Origin of the sequence: Tamaricihabitans halophyticus (assembly GCF_004340875.1) — a bacterium.
GTDB classification, from domain to species: domain Bacteria; phylum Actinomycetota; class Actinomycetes; order Mycobacteriales; family Pseudonocardiaceae; genus Tamaricihabitans; species Tamaricihabitans halophyticus.
Genome location: NZ_SLXQ01000021.1, coordinates 1 through 22,341 on the forward strand (window position 1 = coordinate 1; position 22,341 = coordinate 22,341).

The following is a 22,341-nucleotide window of genomic DNA, read 5'->3' on the forward strand; positions in this document are numbered from 1 at the left end:
CCGGTCCCATCCCGAACCCGGAAGCTAAGCCCTCCAGCGCCGATGGTACTGCACCCCACCGGGTGTGGGAGAGTAGGACACCGCCGAACACACATCACGAAACGGCCAGACCCCACCAGGGGCCTGGCCGTTTCGCATTTCTAGCCACTTATTTGTCGTTGATTTTTATTCGTCGACAAAGACCGCGAATAGCGGTTCTTGAAGGCATCCGACAACGCGATGGTTCGCGCAGGCTACCCTGGTCGCGTGAGTTCGCCGCGATTCCTCGTGCTACAGCCGAAGCCCGATCAGCAGACCCGCTTGCACGACTGGCTCACCGAACCCCGAGACGAGCAGGCAGCAGCGCTGTTGGACACCAGACCGGCCTTCGGCGACGAACTGCCCACCGAACTCGACGGATATCAGGCGCTCATCGTCCTCGGTGCCGAAGGCGAAGTTCCCGCCGACAATCCCGCCGACGGCGCGGCCGCGCTCGCGCCCCTACGCGCGCTGCTGTCCACCGCGGTCAGCACGAGTACACCGACACTCGCGATCAACCTCGGCGCCCAACAACTCGCGGTGGCCACCGGCGGCCGAATCCGTTCCGCCGACCGTGGCCCGGAGCTCGGGCCACGACTGGTTGCCAAGCGAGACTCCGCGACAAGGGACCCGCTGTTCGGGGATCTTCCGCTTACCCCGGATGTGCTCCAGTTCCACGAACAGGAGATCGAACCCCTACCGCCCACGGCGGAACTGCTCGCATCCGCGCCCAGATGCGCGAACCAAGCCTTCCGAGTGGGTCGCTACGCGTACGGGCTGCAATTCCACATCGAGACAACAACCAGCCAGTACCTCGCCTGGTTCGCCGAACGACCAGACCTCGCGGAGCGGATCCGGCCGGCGGCGCTGGACGCGGACCACCTCGACGAGGTCCACGAAGCGATCGCGGAAACCTGGCGCCCGTTCGTGCAGCGCTTCGCTGACCTCGCCACCGGTGGCCTGGAAGGCTCGACCACACCCCGCGAGTTACCGCTTGTATAGCCCACGCGCGAAATGTCGGTTAACGTCTCACCCTATCTGGGGAGGAGTTGGTGATACGTTAACGATGTACCGTCAGGCGAGCGCGTGAAGCAACCAGTTGCCAAGCCACACCGGAGGTAGCGGTGGACGTGTCGCTGCTGGTCGTAGTAGTCGTCACCACGGCACTGGTATTCGATTTCACGAACGGATTCCATGACGCCGCCAACGCGATGGCCACCACGATCGCGACCGGAGCACTGTCACCGCGAATCGCGGTCGCGTTATCCGCCGTACTGAACTTGATCGGCGCCTTCCTGTCGGTCGAAGTGGCCAAAACGATTTCCGGCGGCATGGTCGATGACGCCGCGATCGGCCCCGAGGTGATCTTCGGCGGACTGATCGGGGCCATTATCTGGAACCTGCTGACCTGGTACGTAGGCCTGCCTTCCAGTTCCTCGCATGCGTTGTTCGGCGGACTGATCGGTGCGGCATGGGTTGCCGCCGGCACGGGAGCCATTCACTTCGACAAGATCGTGGAAAAGGTGCTGCTCCCGGCGATCGCCTCACCGGTACTGGCTGGCCTGGTAGCGATGATCGCGACCTACCTGGTTTACCGGCTGGTCCGGCGCCGACGTTCCCGAGGTCGATCCGCTGGTTTCCGTGCCGGCCAGATCCTGTCCGCCTCGCTGGTGTCGCTGGCGCACGGCACCAACGATGCGCAGAAAACCATGGGTGTCATCACGCTCACCCTGGTCACCACCGGCATGCTCCCGACAGGCGCGGCTCCGCCGCTCTGGGTGATCGTGAGCGCCGCGCTGGCCATCGCGCTTGGCACCTACCTCGGCGGCTGGCGAATCATCTACACCATGGGCAAAGGCCTGACCGATCTGGAAGGCCCGCAGGGTTTCGCGGCGCAAACGAGTTCGGCGAGCGTCATCCTGGTCTCCTCGCAGCTCGGTCTGCCGTTGTCCACCACCCATGTCTGCTCCGGCGGAGTGATCGGCTCTGGCCTTGGCCGCAGGGAAGCGCCGGTGCGCTGGCGGGTAGCCGGCCGGATGTGCGTGGCCTGGCTGATCACCTTGCCCAGTGCTGCGGTCGTCGGCGCGATCGCCAGCATGATCACCTCGACGGGCACGGTCGGTACGGTCGCGGTCGCCATCGTTGGCCTGGCTGTTGGTGGCGGCCTGTACCTCGCGTCTCGGCGCCGACCGGTGGGGCCACGGCATGCGGCCGCGTCCTCGGATGGCGAATCGGACAGCGAACCGAGCCGGGTGGCCGCCTGATTCGCCTCCGGGCCGCTACTGTGGTGCGCGTGGTGATGCGCTGTCATGCCTGAGCGGACTCGGAACTCGCCGTCCGTGGCGCGCTACGGGCTCACGGGAGACCAGGCCGAAACGATGCTGGCCGAGGCGGGCTGGTGGGGGCCGGTCGGCCCAACACCCGGCAACGATGTCCTGCTCGCTGCCCTTTCCCGCAGCCCGGACCCGGACCTGGCGCTACGCGGGCTCGATCGGCTCCGCGAGGCACTCACCGACTGGACGGAGCTGCGGACCGAACTCGTCGCGGACAGCCCACTGCGGGCACGGCTATTCGGTGTTCTCGGCTCCTCCACGGCGCTGGCCGACCACCTGGTCGCCAACCCAGCGGAATGGCGGCGCCTCCTCGGGGCCGGCGGCCCTGGCACGGTTGGTAGCCCAAGGGAAGACGGCCCAAGGGAAGACGGCCCCGAACCAGCCGACCCGGAAACGACCGGTGAGGTGGTCGCCGACGGCGCGACGGGCGGGCGGATTCTGCGGCGCGGCACCCGGGTGCTGCTGGACGCGATCGGTGCCGATCCGGACGCGGATCCGGCGACCGCGCGTGCCGAGCTGACCGACGCGGCGGGCATCCAGGCACTCCGCGCGGCCTATCGGGGACTGCTGCTGGATATCGCCGCTGCCGACCTGGCACACCTCATCGAGCCGACCATGCCCGATCCGGGCTATGCCGAGATCGCCGGCGCGCTGACCGAACTCGCCGAGGCAGCCCTGATCGCCTCGCTGGCGGTGAGCCGCGCGACCGTGCTCCCGGATGCGTCAGCGGAGCAGCCCCGGCTTGCGGTGCTGGCCATGGGCAAATGCGGTGGACAGGAGCTCAACTACGTCAGCGATGTGGACGTGGTGTTCGTCGGCGAGGGAGATCTGGTGCTCGCCGCGCGCCTGGCGAGCACGATGATGCAGGTCGCCGGCAAAGCCTGCTTCGAGGTAGACGCGGCCCTGCGGCCCGAGGGCAAGGCGGGCGAGTTGGTTCGGTCGATGGACGGCTACGCCAGTTACTACCGGCGTTGGGCGCGCACGTGGGAGTTTCAAGCGCTGCTCAAGGCTCGGCCCATCGCAGGTGACCGTGAACTCGGCGCCAGGTATCTGACCGAGATCTGGCCACAGGTGTGGACGGCGGCGAACCGGGACAACCTCGTGGGCGATGTGCAACAGATGCGCCGCAAGGTTGAGCGACATCTGCCGAGCGATATCGCCGGCCGCGAGCTCAAACTCGGCCCCGGCGGGCTACGCGATGTCGAGTTCGCGGTACAACTCCTGCAGCTGGTACACGGACGTAATGACCCGCAACTGCGCGTGCGCGCCACCCTCGGCGCGCTGCGTGCGCTGGCCGCCGGTGGTTATGTGGGACGAGCTGATGCGACCGAACTATGCGAGTCGTACCAGTTTTTGCGCACCGTGGAGCACCGGTTACAGCTGCAGCGGCTCCGCCGCACCCATCTGTTGCCAGCCGAGGACGATGCCGCCGAGCTGCGCTGGCTTGCCCGCGCCAGCGGGGTCGTGGCCAGGCGCGGTCGATCGGCGGGCGCCGAACTACAGGCGGAGGTGCGCAGGCACGCGGGGCGGATCCGGCGACTGCACGAGAAGCTGTTCTACCGACCGCTGCTGGAAGCGGTATCCAGGGTGCCGAGCGAAGGGCTCCGGCTCACCACCGAGCAGGCTCTCGAGCGGCTGGCCGCGCTCGGCTACGCGGCGCCAGATGGCGCGCTGCACCACATCAAGGCGCTCACCGAGGGGATGAGCAGGCGCGCCTCGATCCAACGGACCCTGCTGCCGGTGCTGCTTGACCTGCTCGCGGAAACCCCTGATCCGGATCGCGGTCTGCTCGCGTATCGCCGGGTCTCCGAGGAGCTGGCGAACACCCCCTGGTACCTGCGGGTGCTGCGGGACGAAGGCGCCGTAGCGCAGAACCTGGCCACGGTGCTCGGCGCCGCTCGGTTCGTGCCCGATCTGCTGATCCGCGCGCCCGAAGTACTGCGGCTGCTCGGCCAACCAGATGAGCTGGCGCACCGCGATCCCAGCGAGGTGGCGCGGTCGTTGCGGCGCACCGTGGGCCGGCACCACGAACTGCGCGAGGCCGTTGCCTCGGCCCGATCCCTGCGGCGGCACGAACTGGCGAGGGTGTCCTGCGCGGATCTGCTCGGGCTGATGTCGGTACCCGAGGTGTGCCTTGCCCTGTCCAGCGTCTGGATCGCGGTGCTCGATTCGGCGCTGGAGGTGGCGACGAGGGTGACCGCGGCCCAGTGGGGCAGCCAGCCAGCGCGGATCGCGGTGCTCGGCATGGGGCGGCTCGGTGGTGGTGAACTCGGCTACGGCTCGGACGCCGACGTGTTGTTCGTCTGCGAACCAAGCGCTACCACCGGCGCGGACAGTGTGGGCAGTGCGGACAGTACCGAAGCGGTGCGGTTCGCCAGCGCCGTCGCCGAGCAGGTACGCAAGGCTCTTGGCGGGCCGAGTCAGGACCCCGCGTTGCAGGTGGATGCCGATCTTCGCCCGGAAGGTCGCAATGGGCCCCTGGTGCGCACCCTCGACTCGTACCTCAACTACTACCGGAAATGGGGCGATGTCTGGGAGCACCAGGCGCTGTTGCGAGCACGCTACGTTGCCGGCGACGCCGAACTCGCCCAGCGGTTCATCACGGCCATTGAGGAGTTCCGGTATCCGGCCGGTGGCGTGGACGAGGCGCGCGCACGGGAGGTCCGTCGGATCAAGGCGCGGGTCGACACCGAACGCCTGCCGAGGGGCGCGGACCCGAAAACGCACACCAAGCTCGGGCGCGGTGGTTTGGCCGACGTGGAGTGGACCATTCAGCTGCTCCAGCTGCAGCACGCGGATCAGGTGCCCGCACTGCGGACCACGTCGACCATCGACGGTTTGCGCGCCGCGGCCGAGGCCGACCTGCTCGACCGGCAGGACGCCGAAGCGCTCGAAACGGCCTGGCTGCTGGCGACCAGGGTGCGCAACGTGGCGACACTGGTGCGGGGCAAACCCACCGATCAAGTGCCGACCTCCGGGCGCGAGCTGGCCGCGGTCGCGTTGATCGTCGATCCGGACGCGGACGATCCCGGCGAGTTCCTGGACTCTTACCGGCGTACGACACGTCAGGCGCGAACGGTCGTCGAGCGAGTGTTCTACCAGTCATAACGGTCAGCGGACCGCGCGTCGTACAGTGACCGGCGTGACTGCTGCGACGCCTTTCAGCGTGCGGATGACCGTACGCAACTACGAACTCGACACCCTCGGGCACGTGAACCAGGCCGTGTACCACTCGTACGGCGAAGTGGCGCGGACCAGCTTGTTCGACGCGTCCGGTTGCCAGTTCGACAAACTGATGAACATGCGGCTCGGTGCCGTGCTGCTTCAGTCGACCATCAACTACCGCAGGGAGCTCCGCGCGAACGACGAGTTCGACGCCAGCGCGGATGTGCGGTTCGGCACCGGAAAGTCGTTTCACATCGACACCGTTCTGACCAAAGTAGACGGAACGGTATCCGCCGAGATCACCTGCGTTCTCGGCCTGATGGACTTGGACGCGCGCAGGCTCGTGACCGACCCGCGGGCGAGGTTCGCCGATGCGGGTGCGGATATCGCGCTGCTCACCGGCCGCCGGGCCTAGCCTTCGGCGTTGCCAATCTTGAGGCCGCCACCGCGAGCACGGCGCCGAGTGCGGCGCCCAGCGTATTGGCGAGCCAGTCATTGGTGGCGCAGCTTCTGCCAAGCACGGGGAGAAACGCCTGAATCACCTCGATGACCGCGGAAGCGCCACTCGCGACGAGCAGCATGGTGCCGGGACGGCCGGTCAGGATGCCAGCGAGTAGTACTGGCGGCACGAACAGCACCAGGTTCGCCATGAGTTCGACCGCGCCAAGAGTGGGCAGGGACCACGCCACGGTGCAGCCGACCACGAGGTCTCGATCCGCCGGCAGGAGGGTGAACAGCGCTACCGCCAAGATCGACAAAGTCAGCAGCGCACCGGTGATCCGCGATCGCGTGGTTAGCCAGGATCCCGCGAGCGGGCCAAGGATGAGCAGGGCGACGAGGGCGGCGGTGGTGAGCCACGGATACGTGACGACGATCGTGGAGAGCACCGTTGGACTTTAACGATCGTCGGTCGCGCGATCCCAGATCGCCGCGGTGGCCGCCATCGGGTCCGCCCGCACGACGGGTGGCAGTTGCCAGATCCGCGCCAGCCCGTCTCTTGGCTGGTACCGGGGCCAGCCGGGGTCCCCGGTTACGGCGAAGGCAACCCATGCCTCGCGGATCGCGCTGGACAGGGTGTCGAACCCGTCCGGAACCACCGGACCGAACAGGTCCGCGGCCACCGGGCCGTCCGGGACACCGAAGACGAACGGCACGTCGAGGCCGTGGCAGGCACCAAGAACAGGGTCGGCCGACCAGGCGAACTCATAGAGATACGTGTGGCCGCCGATACCGGCGTGCGCCTGCGCGCACCAGTGCGCGGGCAACCGGAACATCCCGTCCGAAGCCAGCACAGTGGACAGTTCCGCATCGCTGATCCCTGGGCGGGCCCGGCGGTAGTCCCGCACCGCCGCAGCGTCCAAACCCATGCTTCGCGCGGACCGTAGCGGATCAACCGCCGCCGGATCCGCGCCCACCGTGAAGACCCGAGCTTCGTCGGCCATCGCGCCGCAGATCAGCTCGATCGACCGGCCCGCCCCGGTGCGCCGCATCTCCGCCCACGGCTGCTCGTCGAGCAGCTCACCGTCCAGTGCCACCGCGTACGGGCTGTGCGGGTGGGTCCAGGCGCCTGGGTCCGCGGACATCACCACGACCGGGTTCCACTGCGCCGCGTGGATGGCCTCCGGCGCTACGCCGGCGAGCGCATCGGCGGTCGGCTCGATCCCCAGCTCGTCGGTGATCATTCTCGACACCGCGCGTGCCTCGTCGGTCGGTAGGAACACATTGCCGGGGCTCTGCGCGATCGCCCGGTGGAACAAGCCGTCCGCGGCTCCACTGGCGACCAGCGCGACGATCGAGGTCGCGCCCGCGGACTGCCCGAATACCGTCACCCTGTCTGGATTCCCGCAGAACTCGGCGATATTGTCCCGCACCCAGCGCAGCGCGGTGAGCTGGTCAAGTACGCCGCGGTTGGCGGGGGCGTCGGCGACCCAGCCGAAGCCTGGATAGCCGACCCGGTAGTTCATCGACACGAGTACGACACCGGCGCGGGCAAGCACAGTTCCGTCGAAATCCGGGCTGGTCGCGGAGCCGCCGACGAAACCACCGCCGTGCAGCCACACCATGACCGGCAAGTCGGCGGCGCCAGGCCGTGGTGTCCAGACATTCACGGTCAGGCATTCCGGATCGGTGCCCGCGCGCGGCGCCTGTGGGCGTTCCGGCTGGGGAACCGAAGCGCCGAACGACCGAGCGTCGCGCACGCCGTCCCATGAAGGCGCCGGCGAGGGTGCCAGATACCGCAGTGGGCCGTGTAGCGGTGCCGCGTAGGGGATCCCGCGAAACGACGTCACCCCGTTCGCCGACACCCCGCGTACCGCGCCGGATCTCGTGTGCACGATCTCGCCCATGCTGTCTCCGCCCCGCGTGTGGCTCTCCTGGGCCCAGCATGGCATGAGTCCGGGATGCCGCGCGCCCCGCTGTTCGGCTAACCCATCGCCATCTTGTCTGCTGGGGTTGACACCGAGTCTGCAGAACACCATTCTGCATAGAAGAAGTCGACGAGGCGAGGTGAGCGATGCCGCTCGGACTGTCGGTGGCAAGCCGCAGCGGCCTACCCGCGCGCCGGTTCGGCGAGCTGGCTGCCTATGCCGAGACCGCGGGGTTCGACAACTTCTTCGTCGCCGAGCGGGTCGCTGACTCGTTGGCGCTTTGCCAGGCGGCGCTCGCCGCCACCAGTACGATTACCGTCGGTACCGCGGTGGCCAATGCGCGACTGCGGCATCCCGCGCTCACCGCGATGACCGCGGCCACTATGGATGAACAGCACGGCGGCCGGTTCCTGTTAGGGCTGGGCGTGGCCAACCCTGCGCTCAATGAGGACTCGCTGGGGATACCGCCCGCCGCGCCGGTGCCGTTCATGCGGGACTACGTGGCTAGCCTGCGCGAGGTGCTTGCCGGTGGCCTTGGGCTGGACCGTCCCGCGCGGCGCGAAGTTCCGGTGTACCTCGCCGGGCTGCGGCCGCGAATGCTGCGGCTTGCCGCCGAGATCGGTGACGGCGTGCTGCTCAACCTCACGACGTCGCGCACGATTCCGGACGCCATTGCCCAGATACGCGCGGCGGGGCGGCAGCCAGCCGTCGGATGCGTGCTGCCGTGCGCGCTCGGCGTGGACCGCGCCGATGCCCGAGATGCTGGCGCTGAGCTGATCCTTGGCTACGCGCGGCATCCCGCGGCCGCGCGGATCTTCGCCGCCAGTGGCCACACGGACGAGCTCGCTCGCCTTGCCCGGCTGCTCGACGACGGCCGTCGCGCCGAAGCGCTCAGACAGGTCAGCGATGCGCTGGTGGACGATTTCCTGCTCTGGGGGGATGAACAGGAGGTCGCCGGTCGGTTGCGTACTTATCTGGCCGCCGGGGTGGATCTGCCGATCCTGTTCCCGATTGGCACGGCGGGTGACCAGCCCGATCGTTCCGGACTGTCCGAATGGGACACCGCAGTGCGCCGGACCGTCGAGGTCGCTGCCCGGATCCGACCACTGATCGACAGGGCCAACCACTGATCGAAAGGACAGCGCGGTATGAAAAGGCCAAGAGGACTCAATCACGTCGCCTACGTCACCACGGACACGGCCGCCACCAAGCGGTTCTACACCGAGATACTTGGTATGAAACTGGTTGGTCACGCCATCGACGACAGTGTCGGCAGCACCGGCGAGCAGACCAGGTTCCTGCACACGTTCTTCGAGATGGGCGACGGCAGCTGCATCGCGTTCTTTGAGATCGAAGGCCAGCTTCTCGACCACCACGACTCGCCATTGCCGCGCTGGGCGCCGCATCTGGCGCTGTCCGTAGGCAGCATGGACGAGCTGAACGCCGCTCATCAGCGGCTGCTCGGCGAGGGCATCAAAGTGCGTGGCGTGATCGACCACGAGGGAACCTGGAAGTCGATCTACTTCTTCGACCCCAACGGGGTGCGGCTCGAACTGACCTATCAGGTGCGTCAGCTCAACGACGACGATGCCGCCGCGGCCACCACGGCGGTAGCGCAGTGGATATCCGAGCACACCACGAGCACCAGCTGACGGCCGCTGGCGGAGCGCATGATCGAGCTGCTGCACATACCGATGGCCGGTGCCGCCGGTCAGATCGATGTCTACTCCGGAGTGTCCCGCATGGCCGGCAAGTTGTGGGGCTCGTTGCACCGCGCCGAAGGGGGGTCGAAGACGGCCGTTGTGGTAGTTCATCCATCGTCCAACTTTCTCGGTCACTACCTGCTGGCACCGTTGGCCGAGCGCGGTGTGGACGCGGTCGGCTTGACCACCCGATATCTCGGTAACGACAGCACGCTGCTGATGGAGAACTGCGTGCTGGACATTGGCGCGGCGGTAGCGTTCCTGCGTGAGCGCGGCTACGAGCGGATCGCGCTGGTCGGCAACTCCGGCGGCGGCGGTTTGGTCGCGCTCTACCAGAGCCAGGCGGAATCGCCGAGCGTCCGGCATACGCCAGCCGGTGACCCGCCGGATCTCACCGCGGCCACCCTGCCCCCGGTCGACGCGCTGATCGAGCTGATGGCCCATCCCGGCCGCGCCATCGTCTACACCGAATGGCTCGATCCAGCCATTGTGGATGAACATGATCCGTGGCGGCGGGATCCGTCGGTTGACCTGTTCGATGAGCGTAACGGTCCGCCGTACACTCCGGAGTTTCTCACCCGCTTCCGTACCGCGCAGCTCGACCGTAACCGCCGGATCACTGCCTGGGTCCGGGAAACGCTTGCTGGGCTGGCGGAGAATCCAGCCGGGGTGCGGGATCTGCCGTTCGTCGTACACGGAACCGGCGCGGAACCTCGGTTTCTCGACCTCACCATGGAACCGACCGGGCGGGCCCCAGGCACTATGTGGGGTCCTGCCGCGCAAGCCAACCTGATGCCGGCTTCGCTCGGTCACCACACCAGTCTGCGCTCTTGGCTGTCCCAGTGGAGCATCGACGAGTCCCACTGCGCCGGTCCGTACCACCTGGCTCGGACCAGCGTGCCCACCTTGGTGCTGTACGGGACCGCTGACCAGGCCTGTTTTCCCAGCCATGCGCGTTCGTTGTTCGACGCCGTGCCGCACGAGAACAAGGAGCTGCGCGCGGTCGAGGGTGGCACGCATTACCTGCAGGGCCAACCTGGGCTGGTGGCTCAGGTGGCCGACGCCGTTGTCGATTGGGTGCGGCCGGCGTAACCGCCGCGCCGGGATTGGGAGGTCTGATGACGGTACTCGACGACGTGCGGCGTGGCATGATCCCGGCGCATATCTACAACGACGAGGACATCTTCCGGCTGGAACGGGACCGCGTGTTCGGCCGCTCCTGGCAGTTCGTCGCGCACGAATCGGAGATTCCCTCGCCAGGTGACTATGTGGTACGCCGTGTGCTGGACGACTCGTTCATCGTGGTCCGCGACGAGCAGGGTGATGTCCGGGTGCTGTTCAACATGTGTCTGCACAGGGGCATGCAGGTGTGCCGGGCCGAGATCGGCAACGCCTCGCACTTTCGCTGCCCGTACCACGGTTGGTCGTATCGCAACGACGGTCGGCTGGTCGGACTGCCGTTCTACCGCGATGCCTACGGCGGCGAGTCAGGCTTCCGGCGTGCGGGCCAGACGCTGCTCCCCGCGCCCTCACTGGATATCTACAACGGACTGATATTCGTCAGTCTGGACGCCGATGCGCCACCACTGCGGGACTACCTCGGTGATTTCGCGTTCTATCTCGATTACTACACCCGGCAAAGCGATGCCGGCATCGAGCTGCGCGGGCCGCAACGCTGGCGGATCAAGGCAAACTGGAAGATCGGCGCGGAGAACTTCGCCGGCGATATGTACCACACCCCACACACCCATACGAGCGTGGTCGAGATCGGCCTGTTCCGGGAGCCCAAGGCGGAGAAACGCAAGGACGGCAGCACCTACTGGGCCGGCAATGGCGGCGGCACCACGTACAAGTTGCCGCCAGGAACCTTTGATGAGCGGCTGCGCTACGTCGGCTACCCGGACGAGATGATCGCGCGGATGAAGGAAACCTGGTCTGCCGCTCAGCAGAAGGTCATCGGGGAGAACGGTTTCATGATCTCCGCGGCCTCGTTGTTTCCCAATCTGAGTTTCGTGCACAACTGGCCCAAGGTGGCCGACAGCGACGACGTGTTGCCGTTCATGTCGCTGCGCCTGTGGCAACCGGTGAGCGCGGACGAAACCGAGGTACTTTCCTGGTTCGCCGTGGACAAGCAGGCACCGGAACAGTTCAAGCTGTTGTCGTACAAGGCATATCTGATGTGCTTCGGCAGCAGTGGGATGTTCGAGCAGGATGACGTGGAGAACTGGGTGTCCATGACAAGCACGGCGGCTGGTCAGATGGCGCGGCGGCTGCGGCTGAACAGCCGGATGGGCCTGCTTGCCGACGACACCACGGTCACCGAGGCGCTCGGCTCGGACGAGTTCGCCGGACCTGGCACCGCTTACGTCGGCTATGCCGAGCACAACCAGCGCGCGCTACTGCACAGGTGGGCCGACTACCTGGAGCAGCCAATCGCGGCTGCCGATCCTGTTGATATTGGCGCGCGGCCATGACGGCGCGCTCCGGGGCCAGCCTACCGTTCGACGACCAGCGTCACCTGCTCGCGCACCGATGGCTGGTGGACGAGACCTATCTGCTCGACGCGCAGAACTACGCCGCATGGCTGGAACTGCTCGCCGAGGACGTTCGCTACCTCATGCCGGTGCGGGCGACCACCGCGCTCGGTGCCGGGTTCGACACCGCCCCGGGGATGGCGCATTTCGACGAGGACAAGTACTCGCTCAGCCGGCGGGTGGCCAGATTCGCCACCGAGCACGCCTGGACGGAGGACCCACCGTCGCGGCTGCGGCACCACCTGAGCAATGTCCGTACCTTCGCGACCGACCGGGCGGACGAGTTGCTTGTGGACTCGGCCGTGCTGCTGTTCCGCAGCAGGGGTGATGTGCGCGAACCGGCGCTGGTTTCCTACGGCAGACAGGACCTGCTCCGATCCACTTCGGACGGATGGCTGCTTGCGCTTCGGTCGATCACGGTTGATGAGTCGGTATTGCGGATCCAGAACTTGGCAGTGTTCCTATAAGTGAGGCTGGTTCCTATGAGTGAGGCTGCTCCTATGCGTGAAGATGGGCCCGAACCATCGGCAGCGACCGAGGACATCGTGGTCGCCAACGAGTTCGCCGAGGTATGGGTGCGTAGGGTGGAGACCCGCAACGGTGCGCGACTGCTGATCGAGTCGCCACGCAGTGGCCAGTGGATCACCTTGTGCCCGCTCGAGTTGGAGGCGCTTACCTGGCAGACCCCGCAGACGTTCTCGGCGATGATCAGCAATCCGATGTCCCCGCTGATCGCGGGGGAATCGTGAACCGGCCGGCGAGGTGACGTCGTGACGGGATGGCTCGCCGGGCGGCGCGCGCTGGTGATCGGGGCTGGGTCTGGTATTGGCCGCGCGGTCGTCGAGGCCTACCTGGCCGAGGGGGCAAGGGTCGCTGTTCTCGAACGCGATCAGGCCAAATGCCAGGCGCTGACCGAGGCGCGACCCGATGTTCCGGTCGTCGCGGGCGATGCGACCACGGCTGCGGCCAACGAGGAAGCCGTGCGCGTCGCCGCCGAGGCGTTCGGTGGGCTGGATGTGCTGGTGCACTGTGCCGGGGTGTTCGACTTCTACCGAAAACTATCTGAATTGGATAGTCAGGCGCTCGATCCGGCGTTCGACGAGATCTTCGCGGTGAACGTGAAAAGCTGCCTGCACGCCGCGCGGGCGGCCGTTTCCGAGCTGTCCAACTCCGGTGGCGCGGTGATCCTCACCGAGTCCACTTCGGCCTACTATCCCGGCAGGGGCGGGGTGCTCTACGTGGCTTCGAAGTTCGCGGTGCGCGGGCTGGTCACCGCACTCGCCGCCGAACTGGCACCGGCGGTCCGGGTCAACGCGGTCGCACCGGGCGGCACGCTGGACACTGACCTGCGCGGTGCCTCCGCGCTGGGGCTGGCTGGGCGCCGGCTGGATTCACCGGATCGACCTGCCGAGCTGGCCGCGCGCACGCCGCTGAATGTGGCGCTTTCCGCCGCAGATCATGCGCGCAGTTACGTGTTCCTTGCTTCCGCGGGAGCCCGTGGGATCACCGGCGACGTACTGCACTCCGACGGTGGCATCGGAAGTCGAACCTGAGTGAGGTGGTGACGTGACACGGGAACTGGTGGCCGCCGCGTGCCGGGTACTGGCCGCCCGTGGGCTGACTGATGGCCTGCTCGGGCATGTCAGCTTGCGGGCGGATGCCGAGCGGTTGCTGGTGCGCTGCCGGGGTCCGCGCGAGCGCGGTCTGGCGGACACCGAGCCGAGCGATATCCGACTGGTCACCCTGGATGGCGCCGAGGGAGCGCCGGGAGAGTTGGACGGGTACGTGCCGCCGAACGAGCTGCCGCTGCACACCGAGGTACTGCGAGCACGGCCGGAGGTGCGGGCCGTGGTGCACGCGCATCCGCCGGCGACCGTGGCCGCGGACCTGGCCGGTCTCGCCATCCGCCCGATTATCGGGGCCTTCGATATTCCCGGCGCGCGGTTGGCGCGCGGCGGTGTGCCCGTCTACCCGCGCGGCGTGCTCATCCGCGACCGGTCGCTGGCTGCCGAGATGGTGTCCGCGATGGCCGAGTGCCCGGTGGTGCTGCTCCGTGGGCACGGGTTGACCAGCGCCGCTGACGGGGTCGAGCGGGCGGTGCTGCAGACCATCAGCGTGGACCGCATCGCCGCGCTCGCCCTCGCCGTGCGCGCGGCCGGTGGGCAGCTAACCGACCTGCCGGACGCCGATCTGGCCGAGCTGCCCGATCTCGGCGCGGGATTCAACGTCGACGTGGCGTGGCGGCATGAGCTCGCCCGACTCGGCGAACGTGGCCATCCGTCCTGGTTAGACTCCTCGCCATGAGCGCGGCTCGACGGGACGCGGACGGTCCCACTCCACCCCAGAATCCGCCGGTGTCCCAGAATCCGCCGGTACCCCAGTATCCGATCGAGTCAGTGGACAACGCGCTCAAGTTGCTGCTGCTGTTCGCGGAGCAGCCACGGATCCGGCTGACCGACGCGAGCAGTTATCTCGGGGTGGCGTCCTCGACCGCGCATCGCTTGTTGGCCATGCTGCAGTACCGGGGTTTTGTCCGGCAGGACACGGCATCCAGGGCCTACGAGCCAGGGGGCGCGCTGGCCACCGTCGCCACCGCCGTGCTCCGCCAGGTGGACGCCCGCGCTCGGGCGCGTCCCGTGCTGGAACGGCTGAACCTCGAGTTCGACGAGACGGTGCACCTCGGCCGGCTGGTCGGCAGCCAGGTCAACTTCCTCGATTCGATCGAGAGTGGTCGGGCGGTGCGGGTGGCTTCGCGGGTGGGCCGGTCGCTGCCGGCCCACTGCACGTCGACCGGCAAGGCGATGTTGTCCACGTTGAGCCAGACCGAGCTGCACCGGCTGTACCCGGAGGAGCAGCTGGCCGCGGTGACGGACAAGACGATCACCTCCCGTGCCGCCCTCGAGCGCGAGCTCGCCACCACCCGCAAACGCGGTTACGCGGCGAGCAAGCAGGAAAGTGAGGAGAGCGTCGCCTCCGTGGCGGTGGCCATCACCAGCCCGAGCGGGAGTCTTTACGCGGTCAACGTCTCCATGCCGACCACCCGCATCTCCGCCGCCGTCCGGAGCAGCGTGGCCGAGGCACTCATCGACGCGGCGAAGGAAATCGCCGAGCTACTGGTCTGACCCGCGAAGTCTCCGATGCGGGGAAGTGGCCACGGTGACATGATCGACGGCCATGGCAGTCGCCAAAGTGAGTGAACAGTCCGTGCGGGCGCTGGCAGACCCCCGTTCGTTCGAGCGAGGGCGCGCCTATTTCACGGCGGGCCGGGTGCGCCGGTTCACGGTCGACGGGACATCGGTGACCGCGACGGTGGCCGGTACGAGCGTCTACCAGGTGCGGCTGGACGTCGCACGGCGTGGGCTGGCGGCCCGGTGCTCCTGTCCGTACGGGAAGGAGGGTGTGTTCTGTAAGCACTGCGTCGCGACCGCACTTGCCTGGCTGGATGCCGGCGGTGAGGTCGACGAAGCCCGCGCGCAGCCGGTGCCGGACGAGCGGCTGCGCGAGTTCCTGCTCGATCAGGACAGGGCATGGCTGGTGGATGAACTCCTGGCCGCGGCACGAGCTGATCGGGCGTTGCGGGCGCGTCTGGATGTGGCGGCCGGGGCCGAGGCGCGGACCGCCTATGACGCCCGAGCGCTGCGGGCACGTCTGGAACGAGCGATCGAGATCGGTGACTTCGTGCACTACGGCTCCGCGCACTCCTATGTCCAGGGAGTCGACGATGCACTGGACGAGGTGGCTGGCCTGGTTGGCGCGGGCTTTCCCGACGCGGCGGTGAAGCTGGTCGAGTACGCGTTGGAATTGTTGGACGGTGCGGCCTGGCAGGTTGACGATTCCGACGGTGGCATCGGGGATGCCATCGGCCGCGCTGAGGAGATTCATCTGGCCGCTTGCGCGGCTGGCGAGCCCGATCCGGTCGCCTTGGCTGAGTCACTGGTCGCACGGGCGCTGGCCAGTGACTACGAGGTATTTCTGAATGTGCTGCCGGACTATGAGCCTATTCTGGGACCGACCGGCATGGCTCGCTACCGAGAGCTGATCGAGAGTACATGGCGGGACCTGCCGCCCGCGGAACCGCACGACTACAGCGGCCGCCGGTTCGTCGTCAACTATCTGATGGAACAGTTGGCCGAATCCACGGGTGGCGCCGATGCGCTCATCGAGGTGCTGTCCCGCAACGTGACCAGCGGCGCCGACGTGCTGCGCATCGCCGAACGGCTATGTGCGGACGGTCGTGACGGGGAGGCGCTGGACTGGCTGGAACGCGGTTTGGCGGAGTTCCCTCCCGATCAGCGGCTGCGGTCGCTCGCCGCAGACTGCCACCTCCGAGCAGGACGCCAGGCGGAGGCCGGCGAACTGCTGTGGGCGAACTTCGCTGAGCGGCCAACCCTGGATTGTTACGTCGCGCTGCGCGAGGCCACTGGGCAGCGGTTTCCGGCCTGGCGAGAGCGTGCTATCGAACTGTTGCGGGCACAACCGTCAGCATCAGCCCGGTTTAACCCGCTGCCCTACCCTCGCGGAGCAGGGCATTCCACCCTGGTGGAAGTGTTGCTGTGGGAAGGCGACAGTGACGCGGCCTGGCAAGCGGCCAAGGACGGCGGCTGCCGAGACGACCTGTGGCTACGCCTGGCGCGAGATCGCGCCAGCGCCCAGCCGGAGGATGCGATCCCGATCCTGCTCGCCGCTGCGGACCAGGCGATCGGCCACAAGAACCGCGACTTCTACCGCATCGCCGCGCGGCTGCTCTCGGAAGCTCGCCCGCTGTTCATTCGCTGTGATCGCGCGGCGGACTTTGAATCGCGTCTTGCCGAACTGCGTGCCGAGCATCGCGCCAAACGGGCGCTGCGCGAGGAGCTCGACAAGGCTGGGTTGTGAAACAGCACGGCCGGTCCCGCGGGATTCGCGGAACCGGCCGGCCAGATCAGGGCAAGCTGTCTGCTACACGTCGTAGTAGAGCGAGAACTCGTACGGGTGCGGGCGCAGCCGCAGCGGGTCGATCTCGTGCTCCCGCTTGAACTCGATCCAGGTCTCGATCACGTCCGGCGTGAACACGCCACCTTCGAGCAGGAACTCGTGGTCGGACTCCAGGGTGTCCAGCACCGTGCCCAGATCGGCGGGGACCTGCGCGACGTCCTTGAACTCCTCCGGCGGCAGTTCGTAAAGATCCTTGTCGATCGGCGCCGCCGGCTCGATCTTGTTCTTCACTCCGTCGATCCCGGCCATCAGCATCGCGGCGAATGCCAGGTAGGGGTTACCGGACGAGTCGGGGCAGCGGAACTCGATGCGCTTGGCCTTCGGGTTGTTGCCGGTGATCGGAATCCGTACACAGGCAGACCGGTTGCGCTGCGAGTACACCAGGCTGACCGGTGCCTCATAACCGGGCACCAACCGGTGGTAGGAGTTCACCGTGGGGTTGGTGAAGGCGAGCAAGCTCGGCGCGTGCGCCAGGATCCCACCGATGTAGTGCCGTGCGGTGTCCGAGAGGCCGGCATAGCCCGACTCGTCGTGGAACAGCGGGGCGCCGTCCTTCCACAGCGACTGGTGGCAGTGCATCCCCGAGCCGTTGTCTCCGAACAGCGGCTTCGGCATGAAGGTCGCCGTCTTGTCATCGGCCCACGCGGTGTTCTTGATGATGTACTTGAACAACTGCAGGTCATCGGCAGCGTGCAGCAGCGTGTTGAACTTGTAGTTGATCTCCGCCTGGCCCGCGGTGCCGACCTCGTGGTGCGCGCGCTCCACGGTGAAACCGGAGGATTCCAGGTTCAACACCATCTTGTCGCGCAGGTCGGCGAAGTGGTCGACCGGCGGAACCGGGAAGTAACCACCCTTGAACCGGGTCTTGTAACCCTTGTTGCCGCCCGGCTCGTCGGCGCCGGTGTTCCACCAGCCCTCCACCGAGTCGATCTCGTGGAAGGATGCGTTCTCCGAGTTGGCGAAGCGGATCGAATCGAAGGTGTAGAACTCGGCCTCCGGGCCAAAGTAGGCGAGGTCCGCGACACCCGATTCGGTGATGTACTGCTCGGCCTTGCGGGCGATGTTACGCGGGTCACGGCTGTACGGCTCGTGCGTGAACGGGTCATGCACGAAGAAGTTGATCATTAGGGTCTTTTCGATCCGGAACGGATCGAGCCGCGCCGTGTACGGGTCGGGCAACAGCAGCATGTCCGATTCGTGGATCGATTGGAAACCGCGTACCGAAGACCCGTCGAAGGCTAGTCCGCTGCGGAAGGCGTCCTCGTCGAAGGCGCTCGCCGGGACGGTGAAGTGCTGCATGACGCCCGGCAGGTCGCAGAACCGGATGTCGACGAACCGCACGTCCTCGTCCGCGATATACCGGAGGACTTCGTCGGGGGAGGAAAACACGCTCGTAGACTCCTTATCGTCGTGGCTGCGGCCAGGGGCAGTCGTGCCTTGACCGCAGACGCTATGCGTACGGTGTTGCCCGGTCATCACCCGAATGTTTCGCAGGCGTTAACTAGCCGCCCAAACCGCACGGCACGTTACCGACACTGGCCGGTGCCGGCCGGTTCTGCGGGAACGCATACCCTGGACGGGTGGCGATGAGTGGCTCCCTACGGGAAGGCGCCGTGAGCGAAACCGAAGGTACCGACGTACAGCGATCACCGAATTGGCCTGGCGAGGACCTCGGGCTGCCAAAAACGGGCGCGGGCTCCGTAGCGGGCGCTGGTCGTCGCTTGGGCGCCCTGCTGATCGATCTCGTGCTCGCCTCGCTGATCACCGCCCTGTTCGTGCGGCCAGAGGTGGCCGAAGCCGCGGTGATGCAGCAGTACAACTACCTGGCGCTGGCACTCTGGGTTGGCCACACCGTGCTCTCCGCCAGCTTGTTCGGCATGACGCCGGGGATGGCCGCGCTGGGCATCCGGGTGGCCAGGATGGATGGGGCCCGGATGGTCGGCCCGGTGCGCGCACTGATCCGGTGCGTGCTCACCTTCCTGATCATTCCCGTACTGATCCGTAATCACGACGGCCGTGGTTGGCACGACCGCGCCACCGGCACCATCGTCGTCCGGCTGCGCTAGACGTTCGCAATAACCTCGCTAACCTTAAAGAACGCGGTCACCGGGCGTGCGGGGACGCTAGCGGCGGCGGATGGTGCGCTGCACGTTGCGCATCTTCGCGCCCTGCGGGGTCGGGCCCTTCGGCATCGCCGAACCCCTGCTGGCGAGCGCGGACAGCTTTGCCTCCAGCGCGCCAACCTGTCCCTTGGCCAGGTTGCGGGGCAGCTTGGTCAGGCTGCTCTGCAGTTTGCGCAACGGCACCTGGCCCTCGTCGTGGCCGATGATGATGTCGTAGATCGGCGTATCGCCAATCAGCCGCGCGATCCGCTTCTTCTCCTGTGCGAGCAGACCCTTGACCCGGTGCGGCGCGCCCTCGGCGACCAGAATCACACCCGGTCGACCGAGCACCCGGTGAATCGCGTCCAACTGTGTCGTGCCGGCGACGGTCGGCGTGACCCGCCAGTTGCCGCGCAGGTTGTCCAGCGCCCATGCGGCCGCACCCGGCTGGCCGTCGGCCTTGCTGTACACGTTGCGCTGCACACGGCGACCGAACACGATCACCGCGCCAAGTAGGCCGAGCGCGATACCGACCGGCAGTAGCATCCATTGAATACCGAGCAGCCAGCCGATCCCGAACACGACGCCGGTGACCAGCAGGAACGTGGCGAGTAGCCACGGGATCAGGCCTTTGTCTTCCTTGCGCTGCATCTTGAACGCCTGGAAGATCTGCCCGCGCCTGGCCTTGCTCGCCGCCTTTTTCGCCTTCTTGGCAGCCTTGCGCTCTTCCTTGGTCATGGTCTGCTTGCCCGCCATGTCCCCAGGATACGGGCGGCAGGGGGGAGCGAGACAGCCGGATTGCAGGATGGGCGGATATGGGTACATCCAGGTCGCCTGTCGGCGGCTGCTGGCAGGATGCGGGACATGGTGGCCAGCACCCCGCACGAAACTGTTACGCGCCAGGACCAGCTCCTCGCCGGTCTTGATCCGGAACAGCTCGCGGCGGTGCGTGCCCCGCGCGGCCCAGTGTGCGTACTGGCCGGCGCCGGTACCGGCAAGACCCGAACGATCACCCACCGGATCGCCAACCTGGTGCGGACCGGGCACGTCGCCGCGGGCCAGGTACTCGCGGTCACCTTCACCGCCAGGGCCGCAGGGGAACTGCGCACCCGGCTGCGCGGGCTCGGCGTGGAGGGCGCCCAGGCGCGCACCTTTCACGCCGCCGCGCTGCGCCAGCTGCGCTACTTCTGGCCGCGTGTCGTCGGTGATCAGCAGTGGGAGCTGTTGGACGGCAAGATGCGGCTGGTCAGTCAGGCGGCACATCGCGCGGGAATGGACGTGGAGTCCGATGGGCTGCGCGATCTGGCCAGCGAGATCGAGTGGGCCAAGGCGGCACTCATCGGGCCGGACGACTACCCGTCCGCCGCGGCCAGGGCGCACCGGCAGATCGCCGAACCCGGGGTGCGGGTGGCCAGCGTCTACCGGCACTACGAGCGGCTGAAGACCGAGGCTCGCCAGCTCGACTTCGATGATCTGTTACTGCACACCGCGGCGGCGCTCGAGGAGCATGGCGCGGTCGCCGAAGAGTTCCGGGACCGGTACCGCTGCTTCGTGGTGGACGAGTACCAGGACATCACCCCGTTGCAGCAGCGCGTGTTGGATGCCTGGCTGGGGGAGCGCGACGACCTTACGGTGGTTGGCGACGCCAACCAGACGATCTATTCGTTCGCCGGCGCGTCGACTCGCCCGCTGCTCGAGTTCTCCCGGCGGTTTCCCTCGGCGACCGTGGTCCGGCTGGAACGCGACTACCGGTCCACGCCACAGGTTGTCGGCTTGGCGAACAAGGTGATCGCCGGGTCGCGGGATCGGCCGGCTGGTTCGCGGCTGAACCTGGTAGGCCAGCGACCGGATGGCCCACAGCCGAGGTTCGCGGAGTTCGACGACGAGAGCGCGGAGGCCGTGGCGGTCGCCGGCCGGATCAGGGAACTGCTCGACGGTGGAACCCCGGTCAGTGAGATCGCCGTGCTGTTCCGGGTGAACGCCCAATCCGAGGTGTACGAGCAGGCACTGTCCGAAATGGACATTCCGTATCTGGTGCGCGGTGGTGAGCGCTTCTTCACCCGTCCCGAAGTGCGCCAGGCGATGATGGCGCTGCGTGCCGCGGAGCCGGCAGACGGCGAGCTGGTCGAGCGAGTTCGCGCGCTCCTCGAGCCAATCGGCTATATACCGGAGCCGCCGCAGGGCGGGGCCGCACGGCAACGCTGGGAGTCGTTGCGCGCGCTGGTCGAACTGGCCGAGGAATTCGCCGCGAGCACCGAAGGCGGGGCCGCGACCGAGCTGCCCAGATTCGCCGGTGAACTGGAGCAGCGCGCGCAGGCCCAGCATCCACCTCAGCTGGACGGGGTCACGCTCGCCTCGTTGCACGCCGCCAAGGGTCTCGAATGGGACGCGGTGTTCTGTGTCGGGCTGGTGGAAGGCACGCTGCCGATCCAGTACGCGCTCGGCGACGGCGCCCCTGCTGGTTCACTCGATGAGGAACGCCGGCTGCTCTATGTCGGGGTGACCCGCGCCAGGGAACATCTGTGGTTGTCCTGGGCGCTGTCCCGCGCGCCCGGTGGCCGGCCGCGTCGCTGTAGCAGGTTCGTGTACCCGTTGCTCCCCGAACAGCACCCGGCCTCCCGCGCCGCGGCGGGAACCCGGCCGCAGCGCACTGGCGGCAGTGCGGCGCGGCCGCGCTGCCGGGTATGCGATTCGGCGCTGACCGGCACGCTGGCGATCAAGCTCGGCAGGTGCGCGGACTGCCCAGCTCAGCTGGACGAGGAACTGCTTGCGCGGCTGAAGGAATGGCGGATGGCACGTGCCACGGAACTTCGAGTGCCGTCCTTTGTGGTGTTCACCGACGCGACGCTGATCGCGATCGCCGAGCAGCGTCCAACGGATTCGCGGGCATTGGTGTCGATTTCCGGTATTGGCGCGACGAAGCTCGAGCGCTTCGGCGCCGAGGTCCTTTCGCTCATCCGGGGCGAACGGTAAGCGACACCCCAGCGCACCCGCCTCGACCAGCGTTGACGTAGTTCATACCCCCAGCGGGCGAATCTTCCGAAAAACCTGTTGCATGGTGCCGTTGATCCCCCATAGTCTGCTCGTACTGGGTGGAAGCGCGCTCGGTACAACTGGTAACTGGACAAACGCGACAGCGTCGGACA

Annotated in this window: 20 protein-coding genes and 1 rRNA gene; 17 read left to right on the top strand and 4 right to left on the bottom strand. The window is 67.3% G+C overall.

The window, feature by feature from the left end:
• The 5 genes from rrf to EV191_RS27075 form a co-directional block, all read left to right on the top strand.
• Positions 1–89: ribosomal RNA gene (gene rrf / locus EV191_RS27055) — 5S ribosomal RNA — on the top strand; the annotation flags it as partial.
• Between the two features lie 157 nt (positions 90–246).
• The gene (locus EV191_RS27060) at positions 247–1,020 is read left to right on the top strand and encodes a type 1 glutamine amidotransferase (RefSeq protein WP_243659264.1); all 774 of its coding nucleotides are present in this window, start codon (positions 247–249) and stop codon (positions 1,018–1,020) included.
• 122 nt (positions 1,021–1,142) lie between these two features.
• Positions 1,143–2,282 (top strand): inorganic phosphate transporter, encoded by a 1,140-nt coding sequence (locus tag EV191_RS27065; RefSeq protein ID WP_207894773.1) that lies wholly within the window; start codon positions 1,143–1,145, stop codon positions 2,280–2,282.
• Between the two features lie 45 nt (positions 2,283–2,327).
• A complete protein-coding gene (locus EV191_RS27070) occupies positions 2,328–5,459 on the top strand; it encodes a bifunctional [glutamine synthetase] adenylyltransferase/[glutamine synthetase]-adenylyl-L-tyrosine phosphorylase (RefSeq protein ID WP_132880578.1) in 3,132 nt (1,043 codons plus the stop codon).
• Between the two features lie 34 nt (positions 5,460–5,493).
• Positions 5,494–5,931: an acyl-CoA thioesterase gene (locus tag EV191_RS27075; RefSeq protein WP_132880580.1), complete on the top strand. Its 438-nt coding sequence runs from the start codon at positions 5,494–5,496 to the stop codon at positions 5,929–5,931.
• Here the strand turns inward: EV191_RS27075 and EV191_RS27080 are convergent.
• On the bottom strand, positions 5,912–6,403 hold the full coding sequence (locus EV191_RS27080) for a VanZ family protein (protein WP_132880582.1): 492 nt from the start codon (positions 6,401–6,403) through the stop codon (positions 5,912–5,914). The genes EV191_RS27075 and EV191_RS27080 overlap by 20 nt on opposite strands.
• A 9-nt stretch (positions 6,404–6,412) precedes the next feature.
• Positions 6,413–7,861: a carboxylesterase/lipase family protein gene (locus tag EV191_RS27085; RefSeq protein ID WP_132880584.1), complete on the bottom strand. Its 1,449-nt coding sequence runs from the start codon at positions 7,859–7,861 to the stop codon at positions 6,413–6,415.
• A gap of 167 nt (positions 7,862–8,028) precedes the next feature.
• On the opposite strand from EV191_RS27085, the gene EV191_RS27090 reads away from it, so the two are divergent.
• The 10 genes from EV191_RS27090 to EV191_RS27135 are packed head-to-tail and all read left to right on the top strand — an operon-like array spanning position 8,029 to position 16,994.
• Positions 8,029–9,012 carry an LLM class flavin-dependent oxidoreductase gene (locus EV191_RS27090; RefSeq protein ID WP_132880585.1) on the top strand — a complete coding sequence of 328 codons (984 nt, stop codon included), beginning with the start codon at positions 8,029–8,031 and terminating at the stop codon, positions 9,010–9,012.
• Positions 9,013–9,030: 18 nt separating this feature from the next.
• Positions 9,031–9,534: a VOC family protein gene (locus tag EV191_RS27095; RefSeq protein WP_132880587.1), complete on the top strand. Its 504-nt coding sequence runs from the start codon at positions 9,031–9,033 to the stop codon at positions 9,532–9,534.
• Positions 9,535–9,552: 18 nt separating this feature from the next.
• Positions 9,553–10,677, top strand: coding sequence for a serine aminopeptidase domain-containing protein (locus tag EV191_RS27100; RefSeq protein ID WP_132880588.1), 1,125 nt, complete (start codon positions 9,553–9,555; stop codon positions 10,675–10,677).
• A 26-nt stretch (positions 10,678–10,703) separates the two neighbouring features.
• Positions 10,704–12,059, top strand: a complete 1,356-nt coding sequence (locus tag EV191_RS27105) for an aromatic ring-hydroxylating dioxygenase subunit alpha (RefSeq protein WP_132880590.1) — start codon at positions 10,704–10,706, stop codon at positions 12,057–12,059.
• Complete coding sequence (locus EV191_RS27110) at positions 12,056–12,586, top strand: 3-phenylpropionate/cinnamic acid dioxygenase subunit beta (RefSeq protein WP_132880592.1); 531 nt, start codon at positions 12,056–12,058, stop codon at positions 12,584–12,586. Before EV191_RS27105 ends, EV191_RS27110 begins: the two co-directional genes overlap by 4 nt.
• 33 nt (positions 12,587–12,619) lie before the next feature.
• A complete protein-coding gene (locus EV191_RS27115) occupies positions 12,620–12,868 on the top strand; it encodes a dihydrodiol dehydrogenase (RefSeq protein WP_132880593.1) in 249 nt (82 codons plus the stop codon).
• Positions 12,869–12,889: 21 nt separating this feature from the next.
• Positions 12,890–13,672: a 3-(cis-5,6-dihydroxycyclohexa-1,3-dien-1-yl)propanoate dehydrogenase gene (gene hcaB, locus EV191_RS27120; protein WP_132880595.1), complete on the top strand. Its 783-nt coding sequence runs from the start codon at positions 12,890–12,892 to the stop codon at positions 13,670–13,672.
• Positions 13,673–13,685: 13 nt separating this feature from the next.
• Positions 13,686–14,423, top strand: coding sequence for a 3,4-dihydroxyphthalate decarboxylase (gene phtC / locus EV191_RS27125; protein ID WP_132880596.1), 738 nt, complete (start codon positions 13,686–13,688; stop codon positions 14,421–14,423).
• On the top strand, positions 14,420–15,241 hold the full coding sequence (locus tag EV191_RS27130) for an IclR family transcriptional regulator (RefSeq protein ID WP_132880598.1): 822 nt from the start codon (positions 14,420–14,422) through the stop codon (positions 15,239–15,241). Before phtC ends, EV191_RS27130 begins: the two co-directional genes overlap by 4 nt.
• Positions 15,242–15,293: 52 nt before the next feature.
• Positions 15,294–16,994: an SWIM zinc finger family protein gene (locus tag EV191_RS27135; protein WP_132880600.1), complete on the top strand. Its 1,701-nt coding sequence runs from the start codon at positions 15,294–15,296 to the stop codon at positions 16,992–16,994.
• Positions 16,995–17,057: 63 nt separating this feature from the next.
• Here EV191_RS27135 and glnA read toward each other — a convergent pair whose 3' ends face one another.
• Positions 17,058–18,482, bottom strand: coding sequence for a type I glutamate--ammonia ligase (glnA, locus tag EV191_RS27140; protein ID WP_132880601.1), 1,425 nt, complete (start codon positions 18,480–18,482; stop codon positions 17,058–17,060).
• Positions 18,483–18,706: 224 nt separating this feature from the next.
• On the opposite strand from glnA, the gene EV191_RS27145 reads away from it, so the two are divergent.
• Positions 18,707–19,159 (top strand): RDD family protein, encoded by a 453-nt coding sequence (locus EV191_RS27145; protein ID WP_243659265.1) that lies wholly within the window; start codon positions 18,707–18,709, stop codon positions 19,157–19,159.
• Between the two features lie 57 nt (positions 19,160–19,216).
• Here the strand turns inward: EV191_RS27145 and EV191_RS27150 are convergent, their stop codons facing one another.
• Complete coding sequence (locus EV191_RS27150; protein WP_132880603.1) at positions 19,217–19,951, bottom strand: DUF4191 domain-containing protein; 735 nt, start codon at positions 19,949–19,951, stop codon at positions 19,217–19,219.
• 108 nt (positions 19,952–20,059) lie between these two features.
• Here EV191_RS27150 and EV191_RS27155 point away from each other — a divergent pair, with 108 nt between their 5' ends.
• A complete protein-coding gene (locus EV191_RS27155) occupies positions 20,060–22,168 on the top strand; it encodes an ATP-dependent DNA helicase UvrD2 (RefSeq protein ID WP_132880604.1) in 2,109 nt (702 codons plus the stop codon).
• The last annotated feature ends 173 nt before the right edge of the window (positions 22,169–22,341 follow it).